General features: G+C 58.8%; 24 protein-coding genes. 9 read left to right on the top strand and 15 right to left on the bottom strand.

What is annotated here, in order from left to right:
* The first annotated feature begins 49 nt into the window (after positions 1-49).
* Positions 50-472 carry a hypothetical protein gene (locus GVL50_RS12700; RefSeq protein WP_053116402.1) on the top strand — a complete coding sequence of 141 codons (423 nt, stop codon included), beginning with the start codon at positions 50-52 and terminating at the stop codon, positions 470-472.
* A 40-nt stretch (positions 473-512) separates the two neighbouring features.
* On the top strand, positions 513-932 hold the full coding sequence (locus GVL50_RS12695; protein WP_008081161.1) for a hypothetical protein: 420 nt from the start codon (positions 513-515) through the stop codon (positions 930-932).
* 6 nt (positions 933-938) lie between these two features.
* Here GVL50_RS12695 and GVL50_RS12690 read toward each other — a convergent pair whose 3' ends face one another.
* Positions 939-1,178: a DUF1161 domain-containing protein gene (locus GVL50_RS12690; RefSeq protein ID WP_008081158.1), complete on the bottom strand. Its 240-nt coding sequence runs from the start codon at positions 1,176-1,178 to the stop codon at positions 939-941.
* A 232-nt stretch (positions 1,179-1,410) separates the two neighbouring features.
* The gene (locus tag GVL50_RS12685) at positions 1,411-1,842 is read right to left on the bottom strand and encodes an OsmC family protein (RefSeq protein ID WP_053116403.1); all 432 of its coding nucleotides are present in this window, start codon (positions 1,840-1,842) and stop codon (positions 1,411-1,413) included.
* A 243-nt stretch (positions 1,843-2,085) separates the two neighbouring features.
* Here GVL50_RS12685 and GVL50_RS12680 point away from each other — a divergent pair, with 243 nt between their 5' ends.
* Positions 2,086-3,087 carry an LLM class flavin-dependent oxidoreductase gene (locus GVL50_RS12680; RefSeq protein WP_159813331.1) on the top strand — a complete coding sequence of 334 codons (1,002 nt, stop codon included), beginning with the start codon at positions 2,086-2,088 and terminating at the stop codon, positions 3,085-3,087.
* A 173-nt stretch (positions 3,088-3,260) separates the two neighbouring features.
* On the opposite strand, the gene GVL50_RS12675 is transcribed toward GVL50_RS12680, so the two are convergent.
* Both GVL50_RS12675 and GVL50_RS12670 read right to left on the bottom strand, forming a co-directional pair.
* Positions 3,261-3,485 (bottom strand): DUF1161 domain-containing protein, encoded by a 225-nt coding sequence (locus GVL50_RS12675; RefSeq protein ID WP_053116405.1) that lies wholly within the window; start codon positions 3,483-3,485, stop codon positions 3,261-3,263.
* A 128-nt stretch (positions 3,486-3,613) separates the two neighbouring features.
* Complete coding sequence (locus GVL50_RS12670; protein ID WP_159813329.1) at positions 3,614-3,829, bottom strand: dodecin; 216 nt, start codon at positions 3,827-3,829, stop codon at positions 3,614-3,616.
* Positions 3,830-3,986: 157 nt separating this feature from the next.
* Between GVL50_RS12670 and GVL50_RS12665 the strand changes: the two genes are divergently transcribed.
* The gene (locus GVL50_RS12665; protein ID WP_007911686.1) at positions 3,987-4,313 is read left to right on the top strand and encodes a YqjD family protein; all 327 of its coding nucleotides are present in this window, start codon (positions 3,987-3,989) and stop codon (positions 4,311-4,313) included.
* Here GVL50_RS12665 and GVL50_RS12660 read toward each other — a convergent pair.
* Positions 4,286-5,203: a LysR family transcriptional regulator gene (locus tag GVL50_RS12660; protein WP_159813328.1), complete on the bottom strand. Its 918-nt coding sequence runs from the start codon at positions 5,201-5,203 to the stop codon at positions 4,286-4,288. The genes GVL50_RS12665 and GVL50_RS12660 overlap by 28 nt on opposite strands.
* A gap of 114 nt (positions 5,204-5,317) precedes the next feature.
* Here GVL50_RS12660 and trpB point away from each other — a divergent pair, with 114 nt between their 5' ends.
* The 3 genes from trpB (at position 5,318) to GVL50_RS12645 (ending at position 7,940) form a co-directional block, all read left to right on the top strand.
* Entirely contained in the window at positions 5,318-6,550 is a 1,233-nt protein-coding gene (gene trpB, locus GVL50_RS12655) for a tryptophan synthase subunit beta (RefSeq protein ID WP_038365117.1), read from the top strand.
* Complete coding sequence (trpA, locus tag GVL50_RS12650) at positions 6,550-7,362, top strand: tryptophan synthase subunit alpha (protein WP_159813327.1); 813 nt, start codon at positions 6,550-6,552, stop codon at positions 7,360-7,362. The genes trpB and trpA overlap by 1 nt, the downstream gene beginning before the upstream one ends.
* A 122-nt stretch (positions 7,363-7,484) precedes the next feature.
* Positions 7,485-7,940 carry an anti-virulence regulator CigR family protein gene (locus GVL50_RS12645; RefSeq protein ID WP_159813325.1) on the top strand — a complete coding sequence of 152 codons (456 nt, stop codon included), beginning with the start codon at positions 7,485-7,487 and terminating at the stop codon, positions 7,938-7,940.
* Between the two features lie 95 nt (positions 7,941-8,035).
* Here the strand turns inward: GVL50_RS12645 and GVL50_RS12640 are convergent, their stop codons facing one another.
* The 10 genes from GVL50_RS12640 to GVL50_RS12595 form a co-directional block, all read right to left on the bottom strand.
* Entirely contained in the window at positions 8,036-9,997 is a 1,962-nt protein-coding gene (locus GVL50_RS12640) for a DUF4105 domain-containing protein (protein ID WP_159813323.1), read from the bottom strand.
* Positions 9,994-10,314 (bottom strand): DUF2388 domain-containing protein, encoded by a 321-nt coding sequence (locus GVL50_RS12635; RefSeq protein WP_007911662.1) that lies wholly within the window; start codon positions 10,312-10,314, stop codon positions 9,994-9,996. Before GVL50_RS12635 ends, GVL50_RS12640 begins: the two co-directional genes overlap by 4 nt.
* 42 nt (positions 10,315-10,356) lie before the next feature.
* The gene (locus GVL50_RS12630; RefSeq protein WP_159813321.1) at positions 10,357-10,674 is read right to left on the bottom strand and encodes a DUF2388 domain-containing protein; all 318 of its coding nucleotides are present in this window, start codon (positions 10,672-10,674) and stop codon (positions 10,357-10,359) included.
* Positions 10,675-10,781: 107 nt separating this feature from the next.
* The gene (locus tag GVL50_RS12625) at positions 10,782-11,099 is read right to left on the bottom strand and encodes a DUF2388 domain-containing protein (RefSeq protein ID WP_008081137.1); all 318 of its coding nucleotides are present in this window, start codon (positions 11,097-11,099) and stop codon (positions 10,782-10,784) included.
* 369 nt (positions 11,100-11,468) lie between these two features.
* The gene (locus GVL50_RS12620) at positions 11,469-11,684 is read right to left on the bottom strand and encodes a DUF1127 domain-containing protein (RefSeq protein WP_053116413.1); all 216 of its coding nucleotides are present in this window, start codon (positions 11,682-11,684) and stop codon (positions 11,469-11,471) included.
* A gap of 321 nt (positions 11,685-12,005) precedes the next feature.
* Positions 12,006-13,499, bottom strand: a complete 1,494-nt coding sequence (locus GVL50_RS12615; RefSeq protein WP_008081132.1) for an acetyl-CoA hydrolase/transferase family protein — start codon at positions 13,497-13,499, stop codon at positions 12,006-12,008.
* Between the two features lie 214 nt (positions 13,500-13,713).
* A complete protein-coding gene (locus tag GVL50_RS12610) occupies positions 13,714-15,147 on the bottom strand; it encodes an NAD(P)(+) transhydrogenase (Re/Si-specific) subunit beta (protein ID WP_008081130.1) in 1,434 nt (477 codons plus the stop codon).
* Positions 15,147-15,467, bottom strand: coding sequence for an NAD(P) transhydrogenase subunit alpha (locus tag GVL50_RS12605; RefSeq protein ID WP_003187417.1), 321 nt, complete (start codon positions 15,465-15,467; stop codon positions 15,147-15,149). Before GVL50_RS12605 ends, GVL50_RS12610 begins: the two co-directional genes overlap by 1 nt.
* Positions 15,468-15,482: 15 nt before the next feature.
* Complete coding sequence (locus GVL50_RS12600) at positions 15,483-16,604, bottom strand: Re/Si-specific NAD(P)(+) transhydrogenase subunit alpha (RefSeq protein ID WP_159813319.1); 1,122 nt, start codon at positions 16,602-16,604, stop codon at positions 15,483-15,485.
* 434 nt (positions 16,605-17,038) lie between these two features.
* Positions 17,039-17,938, bottom strand: coding sequence for a LysR family transcriptional regulator (locus tag GVL50_RS12595; RefSeq protein ID WP_159813317.1), 900 nt, complete (start codon positions 17,936-17,938; stop codon positions 17,039-17,041).
* A 158-nt stretch (positions 17,939-18,096) separates the two neighbouring features.
* On the opposite strand from GVL50_RS12595, the gene GVL50_RS12590 reads away from it, so the two are divergent.
* Complete coding sequence (locus GVL50_RS12590; protein WP_159813315.1) at positions 18,097-19,278, top strand: acyl-CoA dehydrogenase; 1,182 nt, start codon at positions 18,097-18,099, stop codon at positions 19,276-19,278.
* 13 nt (positions 19,279-19,291) lie between these two features.
* Positions 19,292-20,512, top strand: a complete 1,221-nt coding sequence (locus tag GVL50_RS12585; RefSeq protein WP_159813313.1) for a CaiB/BaiF CoA-transferase family protein — start codon at positions 19,292-19,294, stop codon at positions 20,510-20,512.
* Positions 20,513-20,847 lie beyond the last annotated feature (335 nt).

Raw genomic sequence — 20,847 nt, 5'->3', positions numbered from 1 at the left:
CCCCCGGAAAGTCTGCTCGCAAGACTATCCCGCCTTAAGGAGCACCGCTATGCGCATGTTGATGCTGACGGGAGGCTTGCTGACGCTGGCCGGTTGTGCCAATTTCGGAATGCCCGACCCTGACCCTTCACAAGCCTGGATCGATCTCGATGCCCGGCAACAGGACACGACCCTGCAAGCGCTGAAGGTCGACAGCCAGGCCGCGATTGATAAACGCTATTTTGAAGTTGAGCCCGGCAGCCATGAGCTGAAGGTGCGCTATCAGTTTCCGGTCGATGCCAGCAACATCGGCCCCGACGCTGAACCGCTGTGGCGCGATTGCCAGTTGAACGTGAAATTCAAGGATTTCAACGCCGGCCAACGCTATCAGTTGCAGGCGGGCAGTATCGGTTTCCGGCCATGGGCCAAACTTTATGACGAGCAGCGCAAAGTCGTCGGGCAGGGCACACCGGCGGGCTGCCAGAAGACCTGATCGGCGGTATGCTGGCTGTCCACATCAAAGGACATTGATCATGCGCAGGTTGACGTTGTTGCTGGTAGGAAGTGTGCTTGCCGGCTGTCAGAGCCCGCTGCCAGCGGTCGATCCGCAAATGGCCTGGGTCGACTTTTCGATGCCGACACCCGGCGGCAAAGTGTTGATGGCTGAACGCCTGGATAACCAGCGTCTACGCGACGGGCGTTTTTTCCAGGTCACGCCGGGCAGCCATGAACTGACGGTGCGTTTCGATTTCGAGATTTTCGGCGGCGGTCAGGGCATGGATACCGATCCGCAGGAACGCCTGTGTTACATGACCGTACCCTATGACCACTTCGAAGCCGGGCAACGTTACCGGCTCGAAGCACGGTCGCTGGCCTTCACGCCAAGCGCCCGGTTGATCAATCGTCAGGGGCAGATCGTTGCCGAAGAACGGCAGATCAACTGCGTGCCGTAAGCGTTATCAGGAGTCGTTCTTCTGATAGATGATCGCTTTGGTGCCGTTCTCACACGAACCCACCACCATGGCGATATCGTGCTTGGCCGCCTCTTCCTTGCTGACAATTTCCAGCGTGTACGAGGGCACGGCTTTGGCCTGGATCTTGATCTCGATTTCTTTTCTCAGTTCTTCGCAGTCTTTCGGTGCCGCAACAACCGAAGTGGCCAATGCACTGCAGAGGATGGCCAAGCCAATACGTTTCATGAGTGAAGCTCCCTGAGGCAGCGCGCACGGGCGTGCGCTGAAGCTGCTGTCACGTATTCGACCATATTTTGGTGAAGCGAGTTCTGACTTTGCGCACAAGATGTGCAGTCTGATCCAGGTGCTGCGGTGTTTTGTGAATGGCCTTCGCAAGCAGGCTCGCTCCCACATTTGAAATGCATTCCAATGTGGGAGCGAGCTTGCTCGCGATAGCGTCAGACCTGCTAACTCCGAATCAGCTGACCAACGTCGCCTCAAGGCTGATCTGCGCATTCAGCACTTTCGACACCGGGCACCCTTCCTTGGCCTTTTTGCTCAGTTCATCAAACTGCGCTTGGGTCGCCCCAGGGATTTTCGCTTTGAGAATCAGCTTCACCGCAGTGATCGCAAACCCGCCGTCCACTTGATCAAGGGTCACTTCAGCCTGAGTATCGATGCTGTCAGCCGTCAGGCCCGCATCGCCGAGAATCATCGAGAACGCCATGGAGAAACAACCGGCATGTGCAGCGCCGATCAGTTCTTCCGGGTTGGTGCCCTTGCCGCCCTCGAAGCGGGCCTTGAAGCCGTAGGGTGCTTCTCTGAGGACACCGGTTTCGGTGGAGATCGAGCCGATGCCGGTTTTCAGATCGCCTGCCCAATGTGCGGATGCTTTCTTCACGATAGCCATGTCTGCCTCCTCAAGATCTGACGCGGAAACGCCGCGTCGTCGTGGTTTTTGCTTGCAAGGCTTCTGAGGATAGACGTCGGAACAAAGTTCAGCCCGTCTGAATCGTTGACTTTTTTAGTAGGAAATATCTTCGCTGCTATTGAAACTCGGGTATATGCCCTCATTGCATGAAACACGCTTATCGATTTGGCAGGATTTCGTTCGCTAAGAAAAACCTGCCGCCTCACTCGGAGACGCAGGTTTATGAAACAACTGTCCGACGTAAAATTTTCCACCCTCGATCTGGTGCCAGTGCGCGAAAGCGGCAGCCCGGCGCAAGCGCTGCGCAATTCGCTGGATCTGGCGCAGCACGTCGAGAAATTCGGCTACACAAGGTTTTGGGTGGCGGAACACCACAACATGGACGGCATCGCCAGCTCGGCGACCTCGGTGCTGCTCGGCTATCTGGCCGGCGGTACGTCGACCATTCGCGTCGGCTCCGGCGGCGTGATGCTGCCCAACCATGCGCCGCTGGTGATCGCCGAGCAGTTCGGCACCCTGGAAAGCCTGTACCCGGGACGGATTGATCTGGGTCTGGGCCGTGCGCCTGGTTCCGATCAGATGACCGCGCGTGCGCTGCGCCGCGAGCGTTCAGGCAGCTCTGATGATTTCCCCGAAGATGTCGCCGAACTGGCGCGCTTCCTCGGCCCGCGCACCCCGGATCAACGGGTGATCGCGATGCCGGGCACGGGCACCAATGTGCCGATCTGGTTGCTCGGTTCCAGTCTGTTCAGTGCACAACTGGCCGGTGAACGCGGTTTGCCGTACGCCTTCGCCTCGCACTTCGCCCCGCGCTTCATGCATGAGGCGATCCGCGTTTATCGCAATCACTTCAAACCGTCGGCAGTGCTCGACAAGCCGTACGTGATGCTCGGGGTGCCATTGGTGGCCGCAGATACCGATGAGCAGGCGGATTATCTGGCGACGTCGGTGTACCAGCGCATTCTGGCGCTGATGCGCGGGCAAAGTCTGGTGCAGCGTCCGCCGGTGAAAACCATGGATGGCCTGTGGTTGCCGCATGAGCGTGAGGCGGTGGGTGATTTCCTTGGGCTGGCGATGGTGGGTGGCCCGCAGAAGATCCGCGCGAAGCTGGAAGTGCTGATTGAGCAGACGCAGGCGGATGAGCTGATTTTTACCAGCGATTTGTATGAGCATGCTGATCGCGTGCATTCGTACGAACTGCTGGCGCAGGTGATGAAGGGCTGACGTTTCTGCTTAGATCCCTTGTGGGAGCGGGCTTGCTCGCGAAGGCGGCGTGTCAGGCACAAAAAATGTCGACTGACACGCCCCCTTCGCGAGCAAGCCCGCTCCCACATTGGAAAACCGTTGCCCACAAAAAAGCCGACGCATTCACGTCGGCTTTTGTATTTCACACGCAATCAACCGCGCTTGTAGACGATTTCCTTGGTACCACCTTCGCAGGTGCCAACAACTTTAGCGCCAGCATCTGCGCCCTTGTCGACAATCTCCAGCGAATACCCGGAAGCACCTTTGGCATCAATCTTCGCCGCAATCTCGCTTTTCAGCTCTTCACATGGCTTACCGGCAGCAAACGCACCACCCGCAAGGCTCAACAAACCTACCGCCAACATAAACTTCTTCATCGGTCGCACTCCCTGGTCGGATTGAAAGAGGCGGGCATCGGGTCATCCACCCGATGCGCTCACCCTATAGCGCTTTGCCATTCCTATGGCACTCGGCCAGCGCGCAAGTTCAGAAGACTAGACCAAACTCAGCTGCTGGCAATCTTGAAGCCGACTTTCAGCGTCACCTGAAAGTGCGCAGCCTTACCGTTTTCGATATGACCACGGGTTTCGGTGACTTCAAACCATTCCAGGTTGCGAATGGTCTTGTTGGCTTCGGCAATTGCGTTGTTGATAGCGTCTTCGATGCTGGTGGTCGACGAACCGACCAGCTCGACTTTCTTGTACGTGTGATGGTCACTCATAACGAACTCCTTGGCGTGTGGGATTGAGACTAGCAGTGAATCTGCACTGTTGATTTCGGCGGCGCTGAGCAGGCGAAGTTCAGATTTTCTGCACTTTCTCGAACCGCTGAAGTCCCAACCAACACACGCCACTCATCACCAATGCAGGAGAGCCACCATGGCCAACACCTCTTTACGTAAAGCCTCGTTGCAAAGCATGGAAGCCGAGATCGAGAGTCTGCTCAAGTCGTTGGAAAGCCTGAAGGACGACGCTTCGGACGAGTCGCGCAAGACCCTCAAGGCGCTGAAAAGCAATGCCGAAAGCGCGCTGAAACATTCGCGTCACCTGCTCAGCGATGCCTATGAAGAAGTCAAAGTGAAAACCCGCGAAACCGGGATCGCCACCCGCGATTACGCGCAGGAACATCCGTGGACGACCGCCGGTGTCGCGGTCGGTGCGATCGGTCTGCTGGCCGCTTACTTGCTGTTCAAGCGCGGCGAGTGATCGCTCTGGCGCAGCTCGTTCTTGAGCCATTGCGCCAGTTGCCGAGCGCGTCCGTCTGCGGCGCGCTTGGGTAGCCACAACGCCAGTTGCGCCGGGGTTTCACTGAAGCCCCACGGCGCAACCAGGCGACCGGCCTTCAAATCTTCCGTCACCAGCGGCTCCGGCGCGATGGCGACACCGAGACCGGCCACTGCGGCTTCCAGTAAATAATACAAATGCTCAAAACCTTGCCCGAGCTTCAACGCTTTTGCGTCGAGGTCGCTTTGCTGTGCCCAGCTTGGCCACGCTTGTGGGCGCGAGGTAGTGTGCAGCAGCGGTTCATTGAGCAGTGCCGAGGCTGGCGCGGCTTGCAGGCGCCGATAGCCGCTGAATAGGGGGCTCATCACCGGGCCGATGCGTTCTGCAGCTAGTTCGTAAACCTGCATGTCTGCCGGCCATGGCGGCTCGGCGAACAGCAGCAAAGCATCCAGCCCCGGACGTCGTGGATCGAGATCGCCTTCACCCGCCGACAGATGCAGGCGCAAATCCGGCAGATCAGCATTCAATCGCCCCAAACGTGGAATAAACCAGCGCGCCAGCAAGCTTCCAGAACAGCCGAGTACAAACGGCGCATCGGCGGTGCTTTGCGTCAATTCGGCGCAAACACTGCGCAGCCGATCAAAAGCTTCGCCACTGGCATCACGCAAACGCATGCCGGCATCTGTGAGTTTCAAGCCGCGACCATCCTTGACGAACAAGCTGACGCCCAAGTGTTCTTCGAGCACTTTGAGCTGACGACTGACCGCACCGTGAGTAACGTGTAGCTGCTCGGCGGCCTGACTGACACTGTTCAGACGGGCGGTGGCTTCAAACGCGCGCAGGGCGTTCAGCGGGGGAAGATCGTGGCTCATGGTATCTGTGAGTTTTCCTGACAGGTTGTGGCGATCTTATCGGTTTTCAGCGTAGTAGGTCAGGGGTAGAGTGGTCGTCATTGTCTTTTGACCCGAATTCACCTGGAGCGACTCATGACCCAGACTTCGAACACCTCTGATCTGCGTAACGGCCCGGACGATAACGGCCTGTTCGGCTCGTTCGGTGGCCGCTACGTGGCGGAAACCCTGATGCCGTTGATCCTCGATCTGGCCCGCGAATACGAAGCGGCCAAGGAAGATCCGGCATTCAAAGAAGAATTGGCCTACTTCCAGCGTGACTACGTCGGACGTCCGAGCCCTCTGTATTTCGCTGAGCGCCTCACTGAATTCTGCGGCGGCGCGAAGATTTATCTCAAGCGCGAAGAGCTGAACCACACCGGCGCGCACAAGATCAACAACTGCATCGGCCAGATTCTGCTGGCGCGGCGCATGGGCAAGAAACGCATCATCGCTGAGACCGGCGCTGGCATGCACGGCGTGGCCACTGCCACCGTCGCCGCACGTTTCGGTCTGGATTGCGTGATCTACATGGGCACCACTGACATCGAACGTCAGCAGGCCAACGTCTTCCGCATGAAACTGCTGGGCGCTGAAGTGATTCCGGTTGTTGCCGGCACTGGCACCCTGAAAGACGCGATGAACGAAGCCTTGCGTGACTGGGTGACCAACGTCGACAACACCTTCTACCTGATCGGCACCGTGGCCGGCCCGCATCCATACCCAGCGATGGTTCGCGACTTCCAGGCCGTGATCGGCAAGGAAACCCGCGATCAGTTGCAAGCGCAGGAAGGTCGTCTGCCGGACAGCCTGGTGGCGTGCATCGGTGGTGGTTCCAACGCGATGGGCCTGTTCCACCCGTTCCTCGACGACAAGAGCGTTGAGATCATCGGGGTTGAAGCCGCCGGTTACGGCATCGAAACCGGCAAGCACGCGGCGAGCCTGAATGGCGGCGTTCCGGGTGTGTTGCACGGCAACCGTACTTTCCTGTTGCAGGACGACGATGGCCAGATCATCGACGCCCACTCGATTTCCGCCGGTCTCGACTACCCGGGTATCGGCCCGGAACACGCGTGGTTGCATGACATCGGCCGCGTTCAGTACACCTCGGTGACCGACGACGAAGCGCTGGATGCGTTCCACAAATGCTGCCGCCTGGAAGGGATTATTCCTGCACTGGAAAGCGCCCACGCCTTGGCCGAAGTGTTCAAACGCGCACCGAAGCTGCCGAAGGATCACCTGATGGTGGTCAACCTGTCGGGCCGTGGCGACAAAGACATGCAGACCGTCATGCATCACATGGAACAGTCAAAGCAGGAGAAACACTGATGAGCCGCCTGCAAACCCGTTTTGCCGACCTCAAAGAACAGAACCGCGCCGCGCTGGTGACCTTCGTCACCGCCGGTGATCCGGACTACGACACTTCGCTGGCGATCCTCAAAGGTTTGCCGGGTGCCGGCGCCGACGTGATCGAGTTGGGCATGCCGTTCACCGACCCGATGGCCGACGGCCCGGCGATCCAGTTGGCGAACATCCGTGCCTTGGGCGCCAAACAGAACCTGGTGAAAACCCTGCAAATGGTTCGCGAATTCCGCGAAGGCAACAGCGACACGCCGCTGGTGCTGATGGGTTACTTCAACCCGATCCACATGTATGGCGTTGAGCGCTTCATCGCTGATGCGAAAGAGGCCGGCGTCGATGGCCTGATCGTGGTCGACATGCCGCCTGAGCACAACGCAGAACTCTGCGACCCGGCGCAGGCTGCCGGTCTGGACTTTATCCGTCTGACCACGCCGACCACTGACGATGCGCGTCTGCCGCGAGTGCTCAATGGCAGCTCCGGTTTTGTTTACTACGTGTCGGTGGCCGGTGTGACCGGTGCTGGCGCTGCAACGCTGGAGCACGTCGAAGAGGCGGTGACCCGTCTGCGTCGCCACACCGATCTGCCAATCAGCATTGGTTTCGGCATCCGTACGCCGGAGCAAGCGGCGGCCATCGCGCGTCTGGCTGATGGTGTGGTGGTGGGCTCGGCGCTGATCGATCACATCGCCAACGCGACCACTCCTGCGCAAGCCATCGACGGTGTGTTAGGCCTGTGCTCAGCGCTGTCCGAAGGCGTGCGTAAGGCTCGCGTCAGCTGAAGGTAAAGTTCCTGATACAGAGGAATTAGCACCTCAAAGCGCAGACTAATCCAGCAAGACCGAGGGCTTCAGAACATCGTTCTGCAGCCCTTTTTGCTGTTTGTGCCGTGAGGAAAGACCCGATGAAAATGCCGAAACGTCTGATAGCCGGATTGGGCGTGCTGTTGATCAGTGCGACACCGCTGCTGGCCAGCGCCGATCAGCGCGATGATCACGACCAAGGCGGCTCGCAGCAGGGCCATTACGATAACCATGGTGATGATCATCGCGACGATCACCGTGGCCCGCAGAACGATCACCGTGGCGGCCCGCCACCGCACGACTTCGGCCCGGTGCGCCAGACCATTCGTGACAATCATGGCTACTTTGTGCGCGGTGCACCGCCGCCTCCGGGGATTCATCTGGAGCGTGGCCGGCCGCTGCCGCACGGCTATTACGGCGAGCGTCTGGACAGTCGTGCGTTGGGTCGCTTGCCGGTGTATCCGGGCTACGAATGGCGCCGGACTGGCGGCGATATCGTGCTGATCGCGGTGGGCACCGGGATCGTTTACGAAATCCTCGATGGCGTGCTGTATTAATCGTTAGTCAGTCAAAAGATCGCAGCCTGCGGCAGCTCCTACAGGAATATCCACAAATCCCTGTAGGAGCTGCCGCAGGCTGCGATCTTTTGCTTTCAAGGCAATTCAAGTCCACCCGATGCCTTGTGCAATTTGCGCAAATGCGCACCAATCTGCTTCACATTCTCCTCACTCGCGGCAATCTCGGCAGCGCGCTTCGGCTCCAGCAACTTGCGCACTTCGGCATCCAGATCACCCGACAGCACCAGCAACTTCTTCTGCCGCTGGCTGCTTTCATCTTCCAGTCGCTTGAACTCGCTCGGCTGTGGCAACCCATAACCACGACTATCAAGAAGCTCCGCCGGACGACTGAGGAAACCACTGTTGGCGAGGATTTCCTGCAGCGTCGCGTTGGCCTTGTCCATGCCGCCGTTCTCCAGCTCACGCGCGCCGAGGTAACGCTGCTTGACCTCATCCTGCGCCAGCAACAACTGACGTCGATAACTCGCCTGCTCCAGCAACAACAAGGCGGCGCTGGTGCGCAGATCCGCACGCTCGAACCACTCGCGGCGTTCTTCGGCGGTGAGCGACAGCCATTCCTCAACGGTGGTCTGTTTGATCGGCAGCTGCTTCTTCAACACATCAAACATCGCCTGATAGCGATCGCGGAACGAGTCGAAACGATAACCCAGACGCAGTGCTTCTTTCGGATCATCCAACACGCTGGTATCGGCCAACCCGCGGCCCTTCATCACTTCCAGCAAGCCGTTGGGCATGATGCTGTCGAGTCCGACGAACTGGCTGTTATCGCTGCCGCTGCGCAACAGTTTCAAACCTTCCACCGCGCAGTTGTTGGAGAGGAAAAAGTAGTTGCCGTCGTAGCTCCAATGCATCTCGGCAGCGTGTTCGACCACGCCTTCGATCTCTTCCCGTGTCAGGTTGATCGGCACGGAGGCGAGGCTGCGTAATTCGGTCTTGGTGTATTCGTCGATCACCTGTGCGAGCGGCAGCACAAACAGTCGCGAAGGGTATTTGCCGACCAGTCCGTCCCAGCTCGATAGCTGCACATCGCCGACAAAGGCGCGGTACGACAACACCAGATGCTGATCGAGATCGAGTCGGCAATCCGGCCCACGCGGACGGCCCGGCGCGCAGATTACCAGCCGCAACATGCTGTGGCCCCAGCGGCTGACCCAGTTCTGATTGGCCTCTGCGAGCAAGTAATCAACCGCGTAAACCCGCTCCGGATCGACGTGCCCCAGTGGCTGCTTGGCGAAGTCGTTACCGGCGTTCAAAAACGCGAAGGTCTTGCTGCAAGTGTCTTTGGCCGGTGGCGCCCAGCCGAAATGTTGTTGGTAATAGCGGTACAGCGCGGGGCGGCGGCAGGCGTAGCTCGGGTCGAGGAGGAAGTACTCCATGTTGACCGCGACGAACTCTTTCGGGCTGGAAATCTCGTAGAGATCGGGGCTGCGGGCGATCTGCCGATTGTGCTGCTCACGCTCACCGCGACGGCCGACGTATTGCTGCCAACCGGCGAGGTCGAGCAAGCGCGGATCATCGCTGAGGGTAAAGCGACGGCCGTTCTGGCCACGGCATTCATCTGGGATGCCTATCAGCCCGGCGCTGTTGAAGCGGCGGGTGCAGCGCTGGATCAGCGTGCGCTCGGCGTCCGGCCACAAGCGGGCGCGGTCATAAATGTGGGTAATTTCGTGCAGCACCGTGGCGAGCAATTCCTGGCGCACAGTGCCGTGGGGGCGATTGGTTTTCTCTTTCGCGGCGCTGCCATCGGTGAGGCCGGCGAGCAGTTTGCGGTTCAGATCGAGTTCGGCAACCAGCGTCGCCTGGCCGTAGGCATTGGAAGGCATGTCGTCGGTCCAGCCGACATCGATGCGCCGATCCAGCCGCTCGATAAAGCTCGGCGGCAGTTTTTGCATCGCCTCATCGATCAGCGCCTGGCTGGCCTGTTGTTGGGCGGGGCTCAGACCGTCGGTCTTGAGCCGCAATTGCAGGCTGGCGTGGGCGCTGTTGCCAAGTAGCAACAACGCGCCGGCCAGCAGCCAGGCGCCGAGTGACTTCACAGTGCGAGGATGGCTTCGGCGAGTACCTGATCACTGGCGTCGCGGGCTTCCGGGACGCGCGTGCGCAATGTGTTGAGGGCGGCTTCAAGGTGCGCGCCACGGATATCACCGTTGGTGGCGACGAAGCTGGCGGCGTCATCATGCGCTTCGCGGATGATTTTCGAGTCGCGGATCGAGGTGGTGGTATCGGAGGTGAAATCGATGGTGCGCTGGGAGGCACGAACGATGATGTTACTGGTGGCTACCAGGGTGTGCGCCTGGGCCACGTCGGCCAACAAAAACAGGCCAAGGGCGGCAGCAATCAGCGGGCTACGCATGGAACGACTCCGGAAGGACAGGTTAACTAAGGGCTAGGTTAACTATTGGACGAGAATTGCTTCTGCCAGTTCAAGGTCAGAGACATGAAGTTTCGGCCGTTTTTTACGCAGGTAATTAAGCGCGGATTCCAGCTGCGCCCCACGCAATTGGCCGTCAGTGGCCACGAACGCTGCCGCGTCATCGTGAGCGGCGAACAGCAGTTTACGGTCGAAAGGCGCGGAAGACACCATGCTGGTGGCGTAACCACTGACGACAATGCCTTGGGTCGACGCATTGAAAGCATCATAGGCATCGACCGACGTCGCCCAACAGGCGCTCAGCAATACGGAAGGGATCAGCAGATTTGGAAGAAAACGCATCGGACTCGGTAACTGTTAGCGAGCCGCAAGGCTAGCGCAATGCCCGGGCCAGAGCCAGTCTCGAAACATCGGGACACGGCTGGCGTGTCCCGCAATGCTCGAATCGCTTAGATCGTCAGAATGGCCTGAGCCAGCTCTGCGTCGGTCGCGTTCAGTTGTGGAGCCTGGTGGCGGATGTGATCCAGCGCGCTTTCCAGTTTCACGCCACGGATATCGCCTTGGGTAGCGACGAAGCTGGCCGCGTCATCACGGGCAGCGAGGACGATTTTGTCGTCACGGAACGACGAGGTCACATCGGAAGTGGCGTCGGACGAAGATTTCAGCGCACCGACGACGGCGTCAGTGGTAACGATGAAACTGGTGGCGCTGGCGTTGGCAGCAACGGCCAAAAGGGCAGCAGCGCTGAGCAGGCGAAGACGGGACATGATGTAACTCCTGTGAATAAACCGTATTGAGAGGTGGCTCGGTATCTGAGGAGTCAGACGCCTGTTGCGCATCATTCGCCACGTTCTGTGTGGATATTAGGCGCAGATGCGTTCGCCAAACCAGCATCCAGACGAAAAACCTGTAGGAGCTGCCGAAGGCTGCGATCTTTGGATTTTCAAGATCAAAAGATCGCACTTCGGCAGCTCCTACAATTGTACTGGTTGTTATTCAGCGTATATGAACTGTACTGGTTTGGGTTTTTCTGAGCGCTGAAACGACAAAACCCGTCGTGGTTTCCCACTACGGGTTTTGTTTGTGCAATTCGGGTTGCTGGCGGTGGGTCTAACGACCAGAGCCAGCGACGCTGCTTAGCGCCAGAACGGCTTGCTCAGCTCTTCGTAGCGTTGAGCTTCGCTGATACCGGCGTCTGCCAGCAAACGCGAATCCAGACGGGCCAATTGGTGGCGGCTGGAGATGCGGCGCTGCCACAACATCAGGTTGGCGAGAACGCGCAGAGGCATGGAAGCCTGGTTTTTTGCAGCTTTGTCTTCGAAGAACAGTTCGGAACTGAGTGTACGTTCCATGGTTGACATCCTTCCGCTTGTGGCGGGATCAGGTAGTGGTTTGACTGGTGCCCATGATCCTCTCGTTTGCCTAGTCTCTCTAGATACAGTTCAACTGTATTGTGAGTGACCAGTTAACTGTTTATAGGCGGTGTACGGGTCGAAATAGAGCAAACTGTACCTGTCCGCACTTAAGTAGTGCGTTTTTGCTCAATTCGTCAGGAAAGGTAGGCAAATACTGTAGGAAATGACCAGTACAGCAGTACAGTTTTTGTAACGCGGGGGACTTGCGAGAGTCCGCTGACACAAACTGTGTTTGCATCAGCGGTTTATCTGTGTGAATTACACCGCGAGCATGCGCCCGGTTTCTTCCAGATTCATGTGCCAGCTCAACGCTTCACGCAGGATGTGCGGGGTGTGACCACCGATCGCACAGGCCGCCGTGAAGTAATCGTTGAGCGCCTGGCGGAAGTCCGGGTGCACACAGTTGTCGATGATGACCCGCGCGCGCTCCCGTGGCGCCAGGCCACGCAGGTCGGCCAGGCCGACTTCGGTCACCAGAATGTCGACGTCATGCTCGGTGTGGTCAACGTGGCTGACCATCGGCACCACGCTGGAAATTGCGCCGCCCTTGGCGATCGACTTGGTCACGAACACCGCCAGGTGCGCATTGCGCGCGAAGTCGCCCGAACCGCCGATGCCGTTCATCATCCGCGTACCGCAGACGTGGGTGGAATTGACGTTGCCGTAGATGTCGAACTCCAGCGCCGTATTGATCCCGATAATGCCCAGACGACGAACCACTTCCGGGTGGTTGGAGATCTCCTGTGGACGCAGTACCAGTTTGTCCTTGTACTTCTCGAGATTGCCGAACACGTCGCTGTTGCGGCGCTCCGACAAGGTGATCGAGCTGCCCGAAGCAAAGCTCAGCTTGCCGGCGTCGATCAGGTCGAAGGTCGAATCCTGCAACACTTCGGAGTACATGGTCAGGTCTTCGAACGGCGAGTCAATCAGGCCGCACATCACTGCGTTGGCAATGTTGCCGATCCCCGCCTGCAACGGGCCGAGCTTGTTGGTCATGCGCCCGGCGTCGACTTCCTGCTTGAAGAAGGTGATCAGATGCTCGGCGATGGCGTTGGTATCGACGTCCGGCGTTGACACGGTGGACGGCGAATCCGACTGCTGGGTAATAACGATGGCGACAATCTTCTCCGGCGGAATCGGAATCGCCGTGCTGCCGATGCGGTCGTCGACTTTTACCAGCGGGATCGGAGTGCGCGTCGGGCGGTAGGTCGGGATATAGATATCGTGCAGGCCTTCGAGGTTGGCGTTGTGCGCCAGGTTGATCTCGACAATCACCTGTTTGGCGAAAATCGCGAAGCTCGCCGAGTTGCCCACCGAGGTGGTCGGCACGATGTGGCCCTGTTCGGTGATGGCCACGGCTTCGATGACCGCGATGTCCGGCAGCTTCAGTTGCTGATTGCGCAGTTGCTCGACGGTTTCCGACAGATGCTGATCGATGAACATCACCTGGCCGGCGTTGATCGCCTTGCGCAAGGTGCTGTCGACCTGGAACGGCATGCGCCGCGACAGTACGCCGGCCTCGGTCAGTTGTTTGTCGAGGTCGTTGCCCAGGCTGGCGCCGGTCATCAGGCTGATCTTCAGCGGCGTGACCTTGGCGCGCTCGGCCAATGCGTGAGGGACGGCTTTGGCTTCGCCGGCACGGGTGAAACCGCTCATGCCAACGGTCATGCCGTCCTCAATCAGAGCGGCTGCGTCGGCGGCGCTCATCACTTTGTCCAACAACGAAGGCAGGCGAATACGGTCACGGTACATGGATTATTATCTCGGGAAGCGAGTAGCAGGATGCGCAGTCTAGTGAATTTGACGGGCGCCTGTCCCGCTACCAAGGTCGCAAACGAGGCGTCTATTCAGCGGGTTTCAAGTAAAACACCGTTACTGGATCTGCAACAACGCGGCAAATTGTCCGACTGTTTGCGCAAACAAAAACGCCCCGACAAGTCGGGGCGTTCGGTGTTGCAGCGGGGAATTATTCGACCGCTTTAACCATGTCTTCGATGACTTTCTTCGCGTCGCCGAAGACCATCATGGTCTTGTCCAGATAGAACAGTTCGTTGTCCAGGCCGGCATAGCCGCTGGCCATCGAGCGCTTGTTGACGATGATGGTCTTGGCCTTGAACGCTTCGAGTATCGGCATGCCGGCAATCGGCGACTTCGGATCGTTCTTCGCGGCCGGGTTGACCACGTCGTTCGCGCCGAGCACCAACACCACGTCGGCCTGGCCGAACTCGGAGTTGATGTCTTCCATCTCGAACACCTGATCGTAAGGCACTTCGGCCTCGGCGAGCAGAACGTTCATGTGCCCCGGCATACGGCCGGCAACCGGGTGGATCGCGTACTTCACGGTCACGCCACGGTGGGTCAGCTTCTCGGTCAGCTCTTTCAGCGCATGTTGTGCTCGTGCTACTGCCAAGCCATAACCCGGCACGATGATCACGGTGTCGGCGTTGGTCAGCAGGAAAGTCGCGTCGTCAGCCGAACCGGATTTCACCGGACGGGCTTCTTTCGCACCGGCAGGGCCTGCATCGGCTGTGTTGCCGAAACCGCCGAGCAGTACATTAAAGAAGGAACGGTTCATCGCCTTGCACATGATGTACGAGAGGATCGCACCGCTCGAACCCACCAGCGAGCCGGCAATGATCAGCATCGAGTTGTTCAGCGAGAAGCCGATACCTGCCGCCGCCCAGCCCGAGTAGCTGTTGAGCATCGACACCACGACCGGCATGTCTGCACCGCCAATCGGGATGATGATCAGCACGCCCATCACGAACGCCAGCGCCAGCATCAGCGCGAACGCGGTGAGGTTGCCGGTGAACATGAAGGTCAGGCCGAGCGCCAGTGTCGCCAGGCCCAGTACCGCATTCAACTTGTGCTGACCGGTGAACTGTACCGGTGCGCCCTGGAACAGGCGGAACTTGTACTTGCCCGACAACTTGCCGAACGCGATCACCGAACCGGAGAAGGTGATTGCACCGATCGCCGCGCCGAGGAACAGCTCCAGACGATTGCCCGCCGGGATCGAGTCGCCCAACTGTTTAACGATGCCCAGCGATTGCGGCTCAACCACCGCAGCGATGGCGATGAAGACTGCCGCGAGGCCGATCATGCTGTGCATGAAGGCGACCAGTTCCGGCATCTTGGTCATTTCAACGCGCTTGGCCATGATCGAACCGGCGGTGCCGCCGACCAGCAGGCCAACGATCACGTAACCGATACCGGCAGTCGCGAGCTCAGCGCCCAACTTATAAATGAGGCCGACGGTAGTCAGGATGGCCAACGCCATGCCGAGCATGCCGAACAGGTTGCCGCGCCGCGATGTAGTCGGGTGCGACAGGCCTTTGAGGGCCTGGATAAAGCAGATCGACGCGATCAGGTAGAGCGTCGTGACGAGATTCATGCTCATTACTTCGGCGCCTCTTCTTTTACTTTCGGGGCTTTCTTCTTGAACATCTCAAGCATGCGGCGGGTGACCAGGAAGCCACCGAAGACATTGACCGCGGCCAGTGCCACGGCGAGGGTGCCCATGGTTTTGCCCAGCGGCGTGACGGTCAGTGCGGCCGCCAGCATGGCGCCGACGATCACGATCGCCGAGATCGCGTTGGTCACCGCCATCAACGGCGTGTGCAGCGCAGGTGTAACGTTCCAGACCACGTGGTAACCGACATAAATTGCCAGCACGAAGATGATCAGGTTGTAGATACCGGGGGAGATAAGCTCTTCCATCGTCTGAATCCCTGCTTAGGCGTTTTTGCGGATGACTTGGCCGTCGCGGCACATCAGGCACGCGGCGACGATGTCGTCTTCGAGGTTGACGTCGAACTGGCCTTCTTTGGTGAAGACCAGCTTGAGGAAGTCCAGCAGGTTGCGTGCGTACAGCGCCGAAGCGTCTGCAGCGACTTCGCCGGCCAGATTGGTCGGGCCGCAAATGGTCACGCCATTCTCGACCACGACCTGGTCAGCCACGGTCAGCGGGCAGTTGCCGCCCTGAGCCGCCGCGAGGTCGATGACCACCGAACCCGGTTTCATCTGCGCCACGGTGTCCGCGCTCAACAGCGTCGGTGCCTTGCGGCCCGGAATCAGTGCGGTGGTGATGACGATGTCAGCCTGCTTGGCGCGTTCGTGTACGGCCTGCGCCTGACGCTGCATCCAGCTGGCTGGCATTGGCCGCGCGTAACCGCCGACACCGACGGCGCATTCGCGCTCTTCATCGGTTTCGTAAGGCACGTCGACGAACTTGGCGCCGAGGGATTCGATCTGCTCTTTCACCGCCGGACGCACGTCAGACGCCTCGATCACCGCACCCAGACGTTTCGCCGTGGCGATCGCCTGCAACCCGGCCACACCGGCGCCAAGAATCAGCACGCGCGCCGCTTTCACGGTGCCCGCAGCGGTCATCAGCATCGGCATGAAGCGTGGGTAGTGGTGAGCGGCCAGCAACACAGCCTTATAGCCGGCAATGTTCGCTTGCGACGACAACACATCGAGACTCTGCGCGCGCGAGGTGCGCGGCGCCGCTTCGAGGGCGAACGCGGTAATGCCGCACTCGGCCATCTTCGCGATGGTTTCGTTGTTGAACGGGTTGAGCATGCCGACCAACACCGTACCGCGCTTGATCAGCGTCAGTTCGGCATCGCTTGGCGCGACCACTTTGAGAATCAGCTCGGCGCCAAACGCGTCATTGGCACTGCCAATGATTGCGCCTGCCGCTTCATAGGCACTGTCGACCACACTGGCTTTAACGCCGGCGCCGGTTTGCACAGTGACCTTATGACCTTGGCTGATCAGCTTTTTAATGGTTTCCGGGGTTGCAGCAACCCGTGTTTCACCGGTCTGGGTTTCGAGAGGAACACCAATGTGCACGTCAAATCTCCTGCGTGATCTTATTGAGTAAACCCATGCACTACGGATGGTGCGACTGGGGCGGCCGATCAGCACGATCCCGCCAAATCAGGGCGGGGCGCGGCATTTTGCAGGCGAACTTTATGCCCTTCAAGGGATTATGACGGGTGACGGAAAATTAACTACAAGTCATGCCGTGACCGAATGTCGCACATGCCTGGTCGAATCCCTTACAGGCCGTGCCCTGCAAGGATTCTGGCGCAATATGGAAAAATTTCTCATCGGTGACGTGAATAGGCCGCAATGCGTCGTGAATGGAGGCTCAAAGCCACGTCGGCAGGCGCTTGTAGGACGTCTGTACGACTTTCGGATACAGTCTGTGCATATGCGACAAATAGTTATATCTGTAGGGCTTTTGTTTTTCTGACTACGAGGTCAGCAAACGCTGAAAGCCTTTAGCCTTCAAGGCTGTAGCTCTGTGCCTGATTTACCAGCCAGTCACGAAAAGCCTTCAGAGACGCCGATTCGACCTTTCGTTCGGGAATCATCAAGTAATAGGCCTTGATGCTGGAGAGTGCCTGGGGGTTAGCAATCACCAAACGTTTCTCTGCCAATTCCCGCTGAATCAGGAACGGTGGAATCAGCGCAATCCCCATGTCGTGCATGGCCGCTTGGGCGAGCATGGAGAATAGCTCGTAGCGCGGACCTGTCATGTCGCGGGGGATATTCAGGTGTTGCGAGTTGAACCACTGTCGCCAGGCGTAAGGGCGGGTGGTCTGTTGCAGTAGCGGCAGCTCGGCAATCTCGTCGGCGGTCAGAAGCGTCTTGTTGCCGAGTAGGGCGGGGCTGCACACCGGCATCGGATTTTCACCCATCAGCCTGTGGGATTCGGTACCCGACCAGTCGGCATCGCCGAAGTAGATCGCCGCATCGAACTCAGTGTCGGCAAACAGGAAGGGCCGCGTGCGATTGGTCAGGTTGACTGTGACTTCCGGGTGCTTGAGCTGGAAATCCTTCAGGCGAGGCAGCAGCCACTGCGTGCCGAACGTCGGCACCACCGCCAGTTCGATCACATTGGTGCCTTGCTGGCCCATCACTGAGAGGGTGTCGCGCTCAACCGCATCAAGTTGCGTCGCGACTCGGCGGCTGTAGGAAAGTCCTGCCTCGGTCAGCTTCACCCCGCGTCGCGAACGGCGGAACAGTTCGACACTGAGGAACTCCTCAAGGCTGGCGATCTGTCGGCAAATGGCACCCTGGGTGAGGGAAAGTTCTTCGGCGGCGCGGGTAAAGCTTTCGTGACGTGCGGCGGCTTCGAAGCTGATCAGGGCGGTGGTGCTGGGGATCTTCCTGCGCATGTACGTCAACCTCACTAATGCGCCGCATAAAAGGCATTTCGCGACGTTTCGGAGTGAGAAATTAGCACAACAGAATGCGAAATCCTCGTTTGCCGCGACGGCGAACCGCGCCTAGGATCAATGCCACGTTAATTCACCCGATTTACGAGGAAACACTCATGGGCGGTAAAGCTAGCTTCAACTGGATCGATCCCCTGCTGCTGGATCAACAGCTCACCGAAGAAGAGCGCATGATCCGCGACACCGCCGAGCAGTTCGCTCAGCAGAAGCTCGCGCCGCGTGTTCTTGAAGCTTTCCGTCATGAGAAGACTGATCCGGCGATCTTTCGCGAAATGGGCGAAGTCGGCCTGTTGGGCGCGACTATCCCTGAGCAGTACGGTGGCAGCGGCCTCAACTACGTCAGCTACGGCCTGATTGCTCGCGAAGTGGAGCGGGTCGATTCCGGCTATCGCTCGATGATGAGTGTGCAGTCGTCGCTGGTGATGGTGCCGATCAACGAATTCGGCACCGAAGCCCAGAAACAGAAATACCTGCCGAAACTGGCGTCCGGCGAATGGATCGGCTGCTTCGGCCTGACCGAGCCAAACCACGGTTCCGACCCGGGCGCGATGATCACCCGTGCACGCAAAGTCGAAGGCGGCTACAGCCTGACCGGCGCGAAAATGTGGATCACTAACAGCCCGATCGCCGACGTGTTCGTGGTCTGGGGTAAGGACGATGCCGGCGACATCCGTGGCTTCGTCCTGGAGAAGGGCTGGAAAGGCCTGAGCGCTCCGGCGATTCACGGCAAGGTCGGCCTGCGTGCATCGATCACCGGTGAGATCGTCATGGACAACGTGTTCGTGCCGGAAGAAAACATCTTCCCGGACGTGCGCGGTCTGAAAGGCCCGTTCACCTGCCTTAACTCTGCGCGCTATGGCATTTCCTGGGGCGCACTGGGCGCTGCCGAGTTCTGCTGGCACACCGCTCGCCAGTACACGCTGGATCGTCAACAGTTCGGTCGCCCATTGGCCGCTACTCAATTGATCCAGAAGAAACTCGCCGACATGCAGACCGAGATCACGTTGGCGCTGCAAGGCTGCCTGCGTCTGGGTCGCATGAAGGACGAAGGTACCGCTGCGGTCGAAATCACTTCGATCATGAAGCGCAACTCTTGCGGCAAGTCGTTGGACATCGCCCGTATGGCGCGCGACATGCTTGGCGGCAACGGTATCTCCGACGAGTTCGGCGTGGCCCGTCACCTGGTCAATCTGGAAGTGGTGAATACCTATGAAGGTACTCATGACGTTCACGCGTTGATTTTGGGTCGTGCGCAAACCGGTCTGCAGGCGTTCTATTAATAGGAGAGCGACCATGGGCGCGCTGTCGCATCTGCGGGTACTGGATTTATCGCGAGTGTTGGCCGGGCCGTGGGCCGGGCAGATCCTCGCCGACCTTGGCGCCGAAGTGATCAAGGTTGAGCGCCCGGGTAATGGTGACGACACGCGCGCTTGGGGGCCGCCCTTCCTTAAAGACGCATATGGCGAGAACACCTCGGAAGCGGCTTATTACCTGTCGGCCAACCGCAACAAGCAATCGGTGACTATCGACTTCACGCGTCCTGAGGGGCAGAAGCTGGTGCGCGAGCTGGCGGCGAAGTCGGACATCCTCATCGAGAACTTCAAGGTCGGTGGTCTGGCGGCGTATGGGCTGGACTATGAATCGCTGAAGGCGATCAATCCGAACCTGATCTATTGCTCGATCACCGGGTTCGGCCAGACCGGGCCGTATGCCAAGCGCGCTGGCTATGACTTCATGATTCAGGGGCTGGGCGGGCTGATGAGCCTGACCGGTCGTCCCGAGGGTGATGAGGGTGCCGGGCCGGTAAAGGTCGGTGTGGCGTTGACGGATATTCTTACCGGTCTGTATTCGACGGTGGCAATTCTTGCAGCGTTGGCTCATCGCGATCACGACGGTGGTGGCCAACACATCGATATGGCGTTGCTGGATGTGCAGGTTGCGTGTCTGGCGAACCAGGCGATGAATTATCTGACCACGGGCAATGCGCCTAAGCGTTTGGGTAATGCGCATCCGAACATCGTGCCTTATCAGGACTTTCCTACGGCCGACGGCGATTTCATTCTTACCGTGGGTAACGACGGGCAGTTCCGCAAGTTTGCCGAAGTGGCGGGGCAGCCACAGTGGGCTGACGATCCGCGCTTCGCTACTAATAAGCTGCGGGTGGCGAACCGGGCGGTGTTGATTCCGCTGATTCGCCAGGCGACGGTGTTCAAGACGACTGCCGAGTGGGTTGCCGAGTTGGAGCAGGCGGGCGTGCCTTGTGGGCCGATCAATGATCTATCGCAGGTGTTTGACGATCCGCAGGTAAAGGCGCGTGGCCTGGCGATAGAGTTGCCGCATGCACTGGCGGGAATGGTGCCGCAGGTGGCCAGCCCTATCCGCATGTCGCAGACACCGGTTGAGTATCGACGCGCCCCTCCATTATTGGGTGAGCATACGCTGGAGGTTCTTCAAGGTGTGCTGGGCTTGGGCGCGGGTGCGGTGGCTGAGTTGAAGGCGGCTGGGGTGCTCTAAAGATCCCTTCTATATAGAAGGGATCGCGTTTGCTTCCTTTATATAGGTGCATTTGGTCGTTATTTAACCAATCTGCAAGTGATTGAAAGAAAAGCGAAATTAATGGTTGACGGCAAATCCCAGACGTCTATAATTCGCCCCACTTCCGGCGCAGTCGAAACGGAAAACTCCTTGAGATTCAATGAGTTACGCAGTTTTCGGCAGCAAGTGCTTCAGTTCATCGAAGCCAAAAGGAAGTTGAAAAAGAGGTGTTGACAGCAGCGTGTAACGCTGTAGAATTCGCCTCCCGCTGACGAGAGATCTGAAGCGCAAGTGGTTGAAGTTGTTGAAGAATT

The organism is Pseudomonas sp. 18058, from assembly GCF_902706155.1.
Lineage (GTDB): Bacteria > Pseudomonadota > Gammaproteobacteria > Pseudomonadales > Pseudomonadaceae > Aquipseudomonas > Aquipseudomonas rustica.
The sequence above is the reverse complement of the archived record's forward strand: the minus strand, read 5'-3'. Positions and strand labels throughout refer to the sequence as shown.

What these genes read in the sequence shown, in the direction of transcription:
- GVL50_RS12670 (WP_159813329.1), bottom strand. Translation starts at nt 3,829, where the DNA reads ATGAGTGACCATCACACGTACAAGAAAGTCGAGCTGGTCGGTTCGTCG.
- GVL50_RS12590 (WP_159813315.1), top strand. Translation starts at nt 18,097, where the DNA reads ATGGGCGGTAAAGCTAGCTTCAACTGGATCGATCCCCTGCTGCTGGAT.
- GVL50_RS12685 (WP_053116403.1), bottom strand. Translation starts at nt 1,842, where the DNA reads ATGGCTATCGTGAAGAAAGCATCCGCACATTGGGCAGGCGATCTGAAA.
- GVL50_RS12635 (WP_007911662.1), bottom strand. Translation starts at nt 10,314, where the DNA reads ATGCGTAGCCCGCTGATTGCTGCCGCCCTTGGCCTGTTTTTGTTGGCC.
- GVL50_RS12595 (WP_159813317.1), bottom strand. Translation starts at nt 17,938, where the DNA reads ATGCGCAGGAAGATCCCCAGCACCACCGCCCTGATCAGCTTCGAAGCC.
- GVL50_RS12620 (WP_053116413.1), bottom strand. Translation starts at nt 11,684, where the DNA reads ATGGAACGTACACTCAGTTCCGAACTGTTCTTCGAAGACAAAGCTGCA.
- trpA (WP_159813327.1), top strand. Translation starts at nt 6,550, where the DNA reads ATGAGCCGCCTGCAAACCCGTTTTGCCGACCTCAAAGAACAGAACCGC.
- GVL50_RS12610 (WP_008081130.1), bottom strand. Translation starts at nt 15,147, where the DNA reads ATGAGCATGAATCTCGTCACGACGCTCTACCTGATCGCGTCGATCTGC.
- GVL50_RS12695 (WP_008081161.1), top strand. Translation starts at nt 513, where the DNA reads ATGCGCAGGTTGACGTTGTTGCTGGTAGGAAGTGTGCTTGCCGGCTGT.
- GVL50_RS12680 (WP_159813331.1), top strand. Translation starts at nt 2,086, where the DNA reads ATGAAACAACTGTCCGACGTAAAATTTTCCACCCTCGATCTGGTGCCA.
- GVL50_RS12690 (WP_008081158.1), bottom strand. Translation starts at nt 1,178, where the DNA reads ATGAAACGTATTGGCTTGGCCATCCTCTGCAGTGCATTGGCCACTTCG.
- GVL50_RS12630 (WP_159813321.1), bottom strand. Translation starts at nt 10,674, where the DNA reads ATGCGTTTTCTTCCAAATCTGCTGATCCCTTCCGTATTGCTGAGCGCC.
- GVL50_RS12665 (WP_007911686.1), top strand. Translation starts at nt 3,987, where the DNA reads ATGGCCAACACCTCTTTACGTAAAGCCTCGTTGCAAAGCATGGAAGCC.
- GVL50_RS12700 (WP_053116402.1), top strand. Translation starts at nt 50, where the DNA reads ATGCGCATGTTGATGCTGACGGGAGGCTTGCTGACGCTGGCCGGTTGT.
- GVL50_RS12625 (WP_008081137.1), bottom strand. Translation starts at nt 11,099, where the DNA reads ATGTCCCGTCTTCGCCTGCTCAGCGCTGCTGCCCTTTTGGCCGTTGCT.
- GVL50_RS12605 (WP_003187417.1), bottom strand. Translation starts at nt 15,467, where the DNA reads ATGGAAGAGCTTATCTCCCCCGGTATCTACAACCTGATCATCTTCGTG.
- trpB (WP_038365117.1), top strand. Translation starts at nt 5,318, where the DNA reads ATGACCCAGACTTCGAACACCTCTGATCTGCGTAACGGCCCGGACGAT.
- GVL50_RS12585 (WP_159813313.1), top strand. Translation starts at nt 19,292, where the DNA reads ATGGGCGCGCTGTCGCATCTGCGGGTACTGGATTTATCGCGAGTGTTG.
- GVL50_RS12615 (WP_008081132.1), bottom strand. Translation starts at nt 13,499, where the DNA reads ATGTACCGTGACCGTATTCGCCTGCCTTCGTTGTTGGACAAAGTGATG.
- GVL50_RS12660 (WP_159813328.1), bottom strand. Translation starts at nt 5,203, where the DNA reads ATGAGCCACGATCTTCCCCCGCTGAACGCCCTGCGCGCGTTTGAAGCC.
- GVL50_RS12645 (WP_159813325.1), top strand. Translation starts at nt 7,485, where the DNA reads ATGAAAATGCCGAAACGTCTGATAGCCGGATTGGGCGTGCTGTTGATC.
- GVL50_RS12675 (WP_053116405.1), bottom strand. Translation starts at nt 3,485, where the DNA reads ATGAAGAAGTTTATGTTGGCGGTAGGTTTGTTGAGCCTTGCGGGTGGT.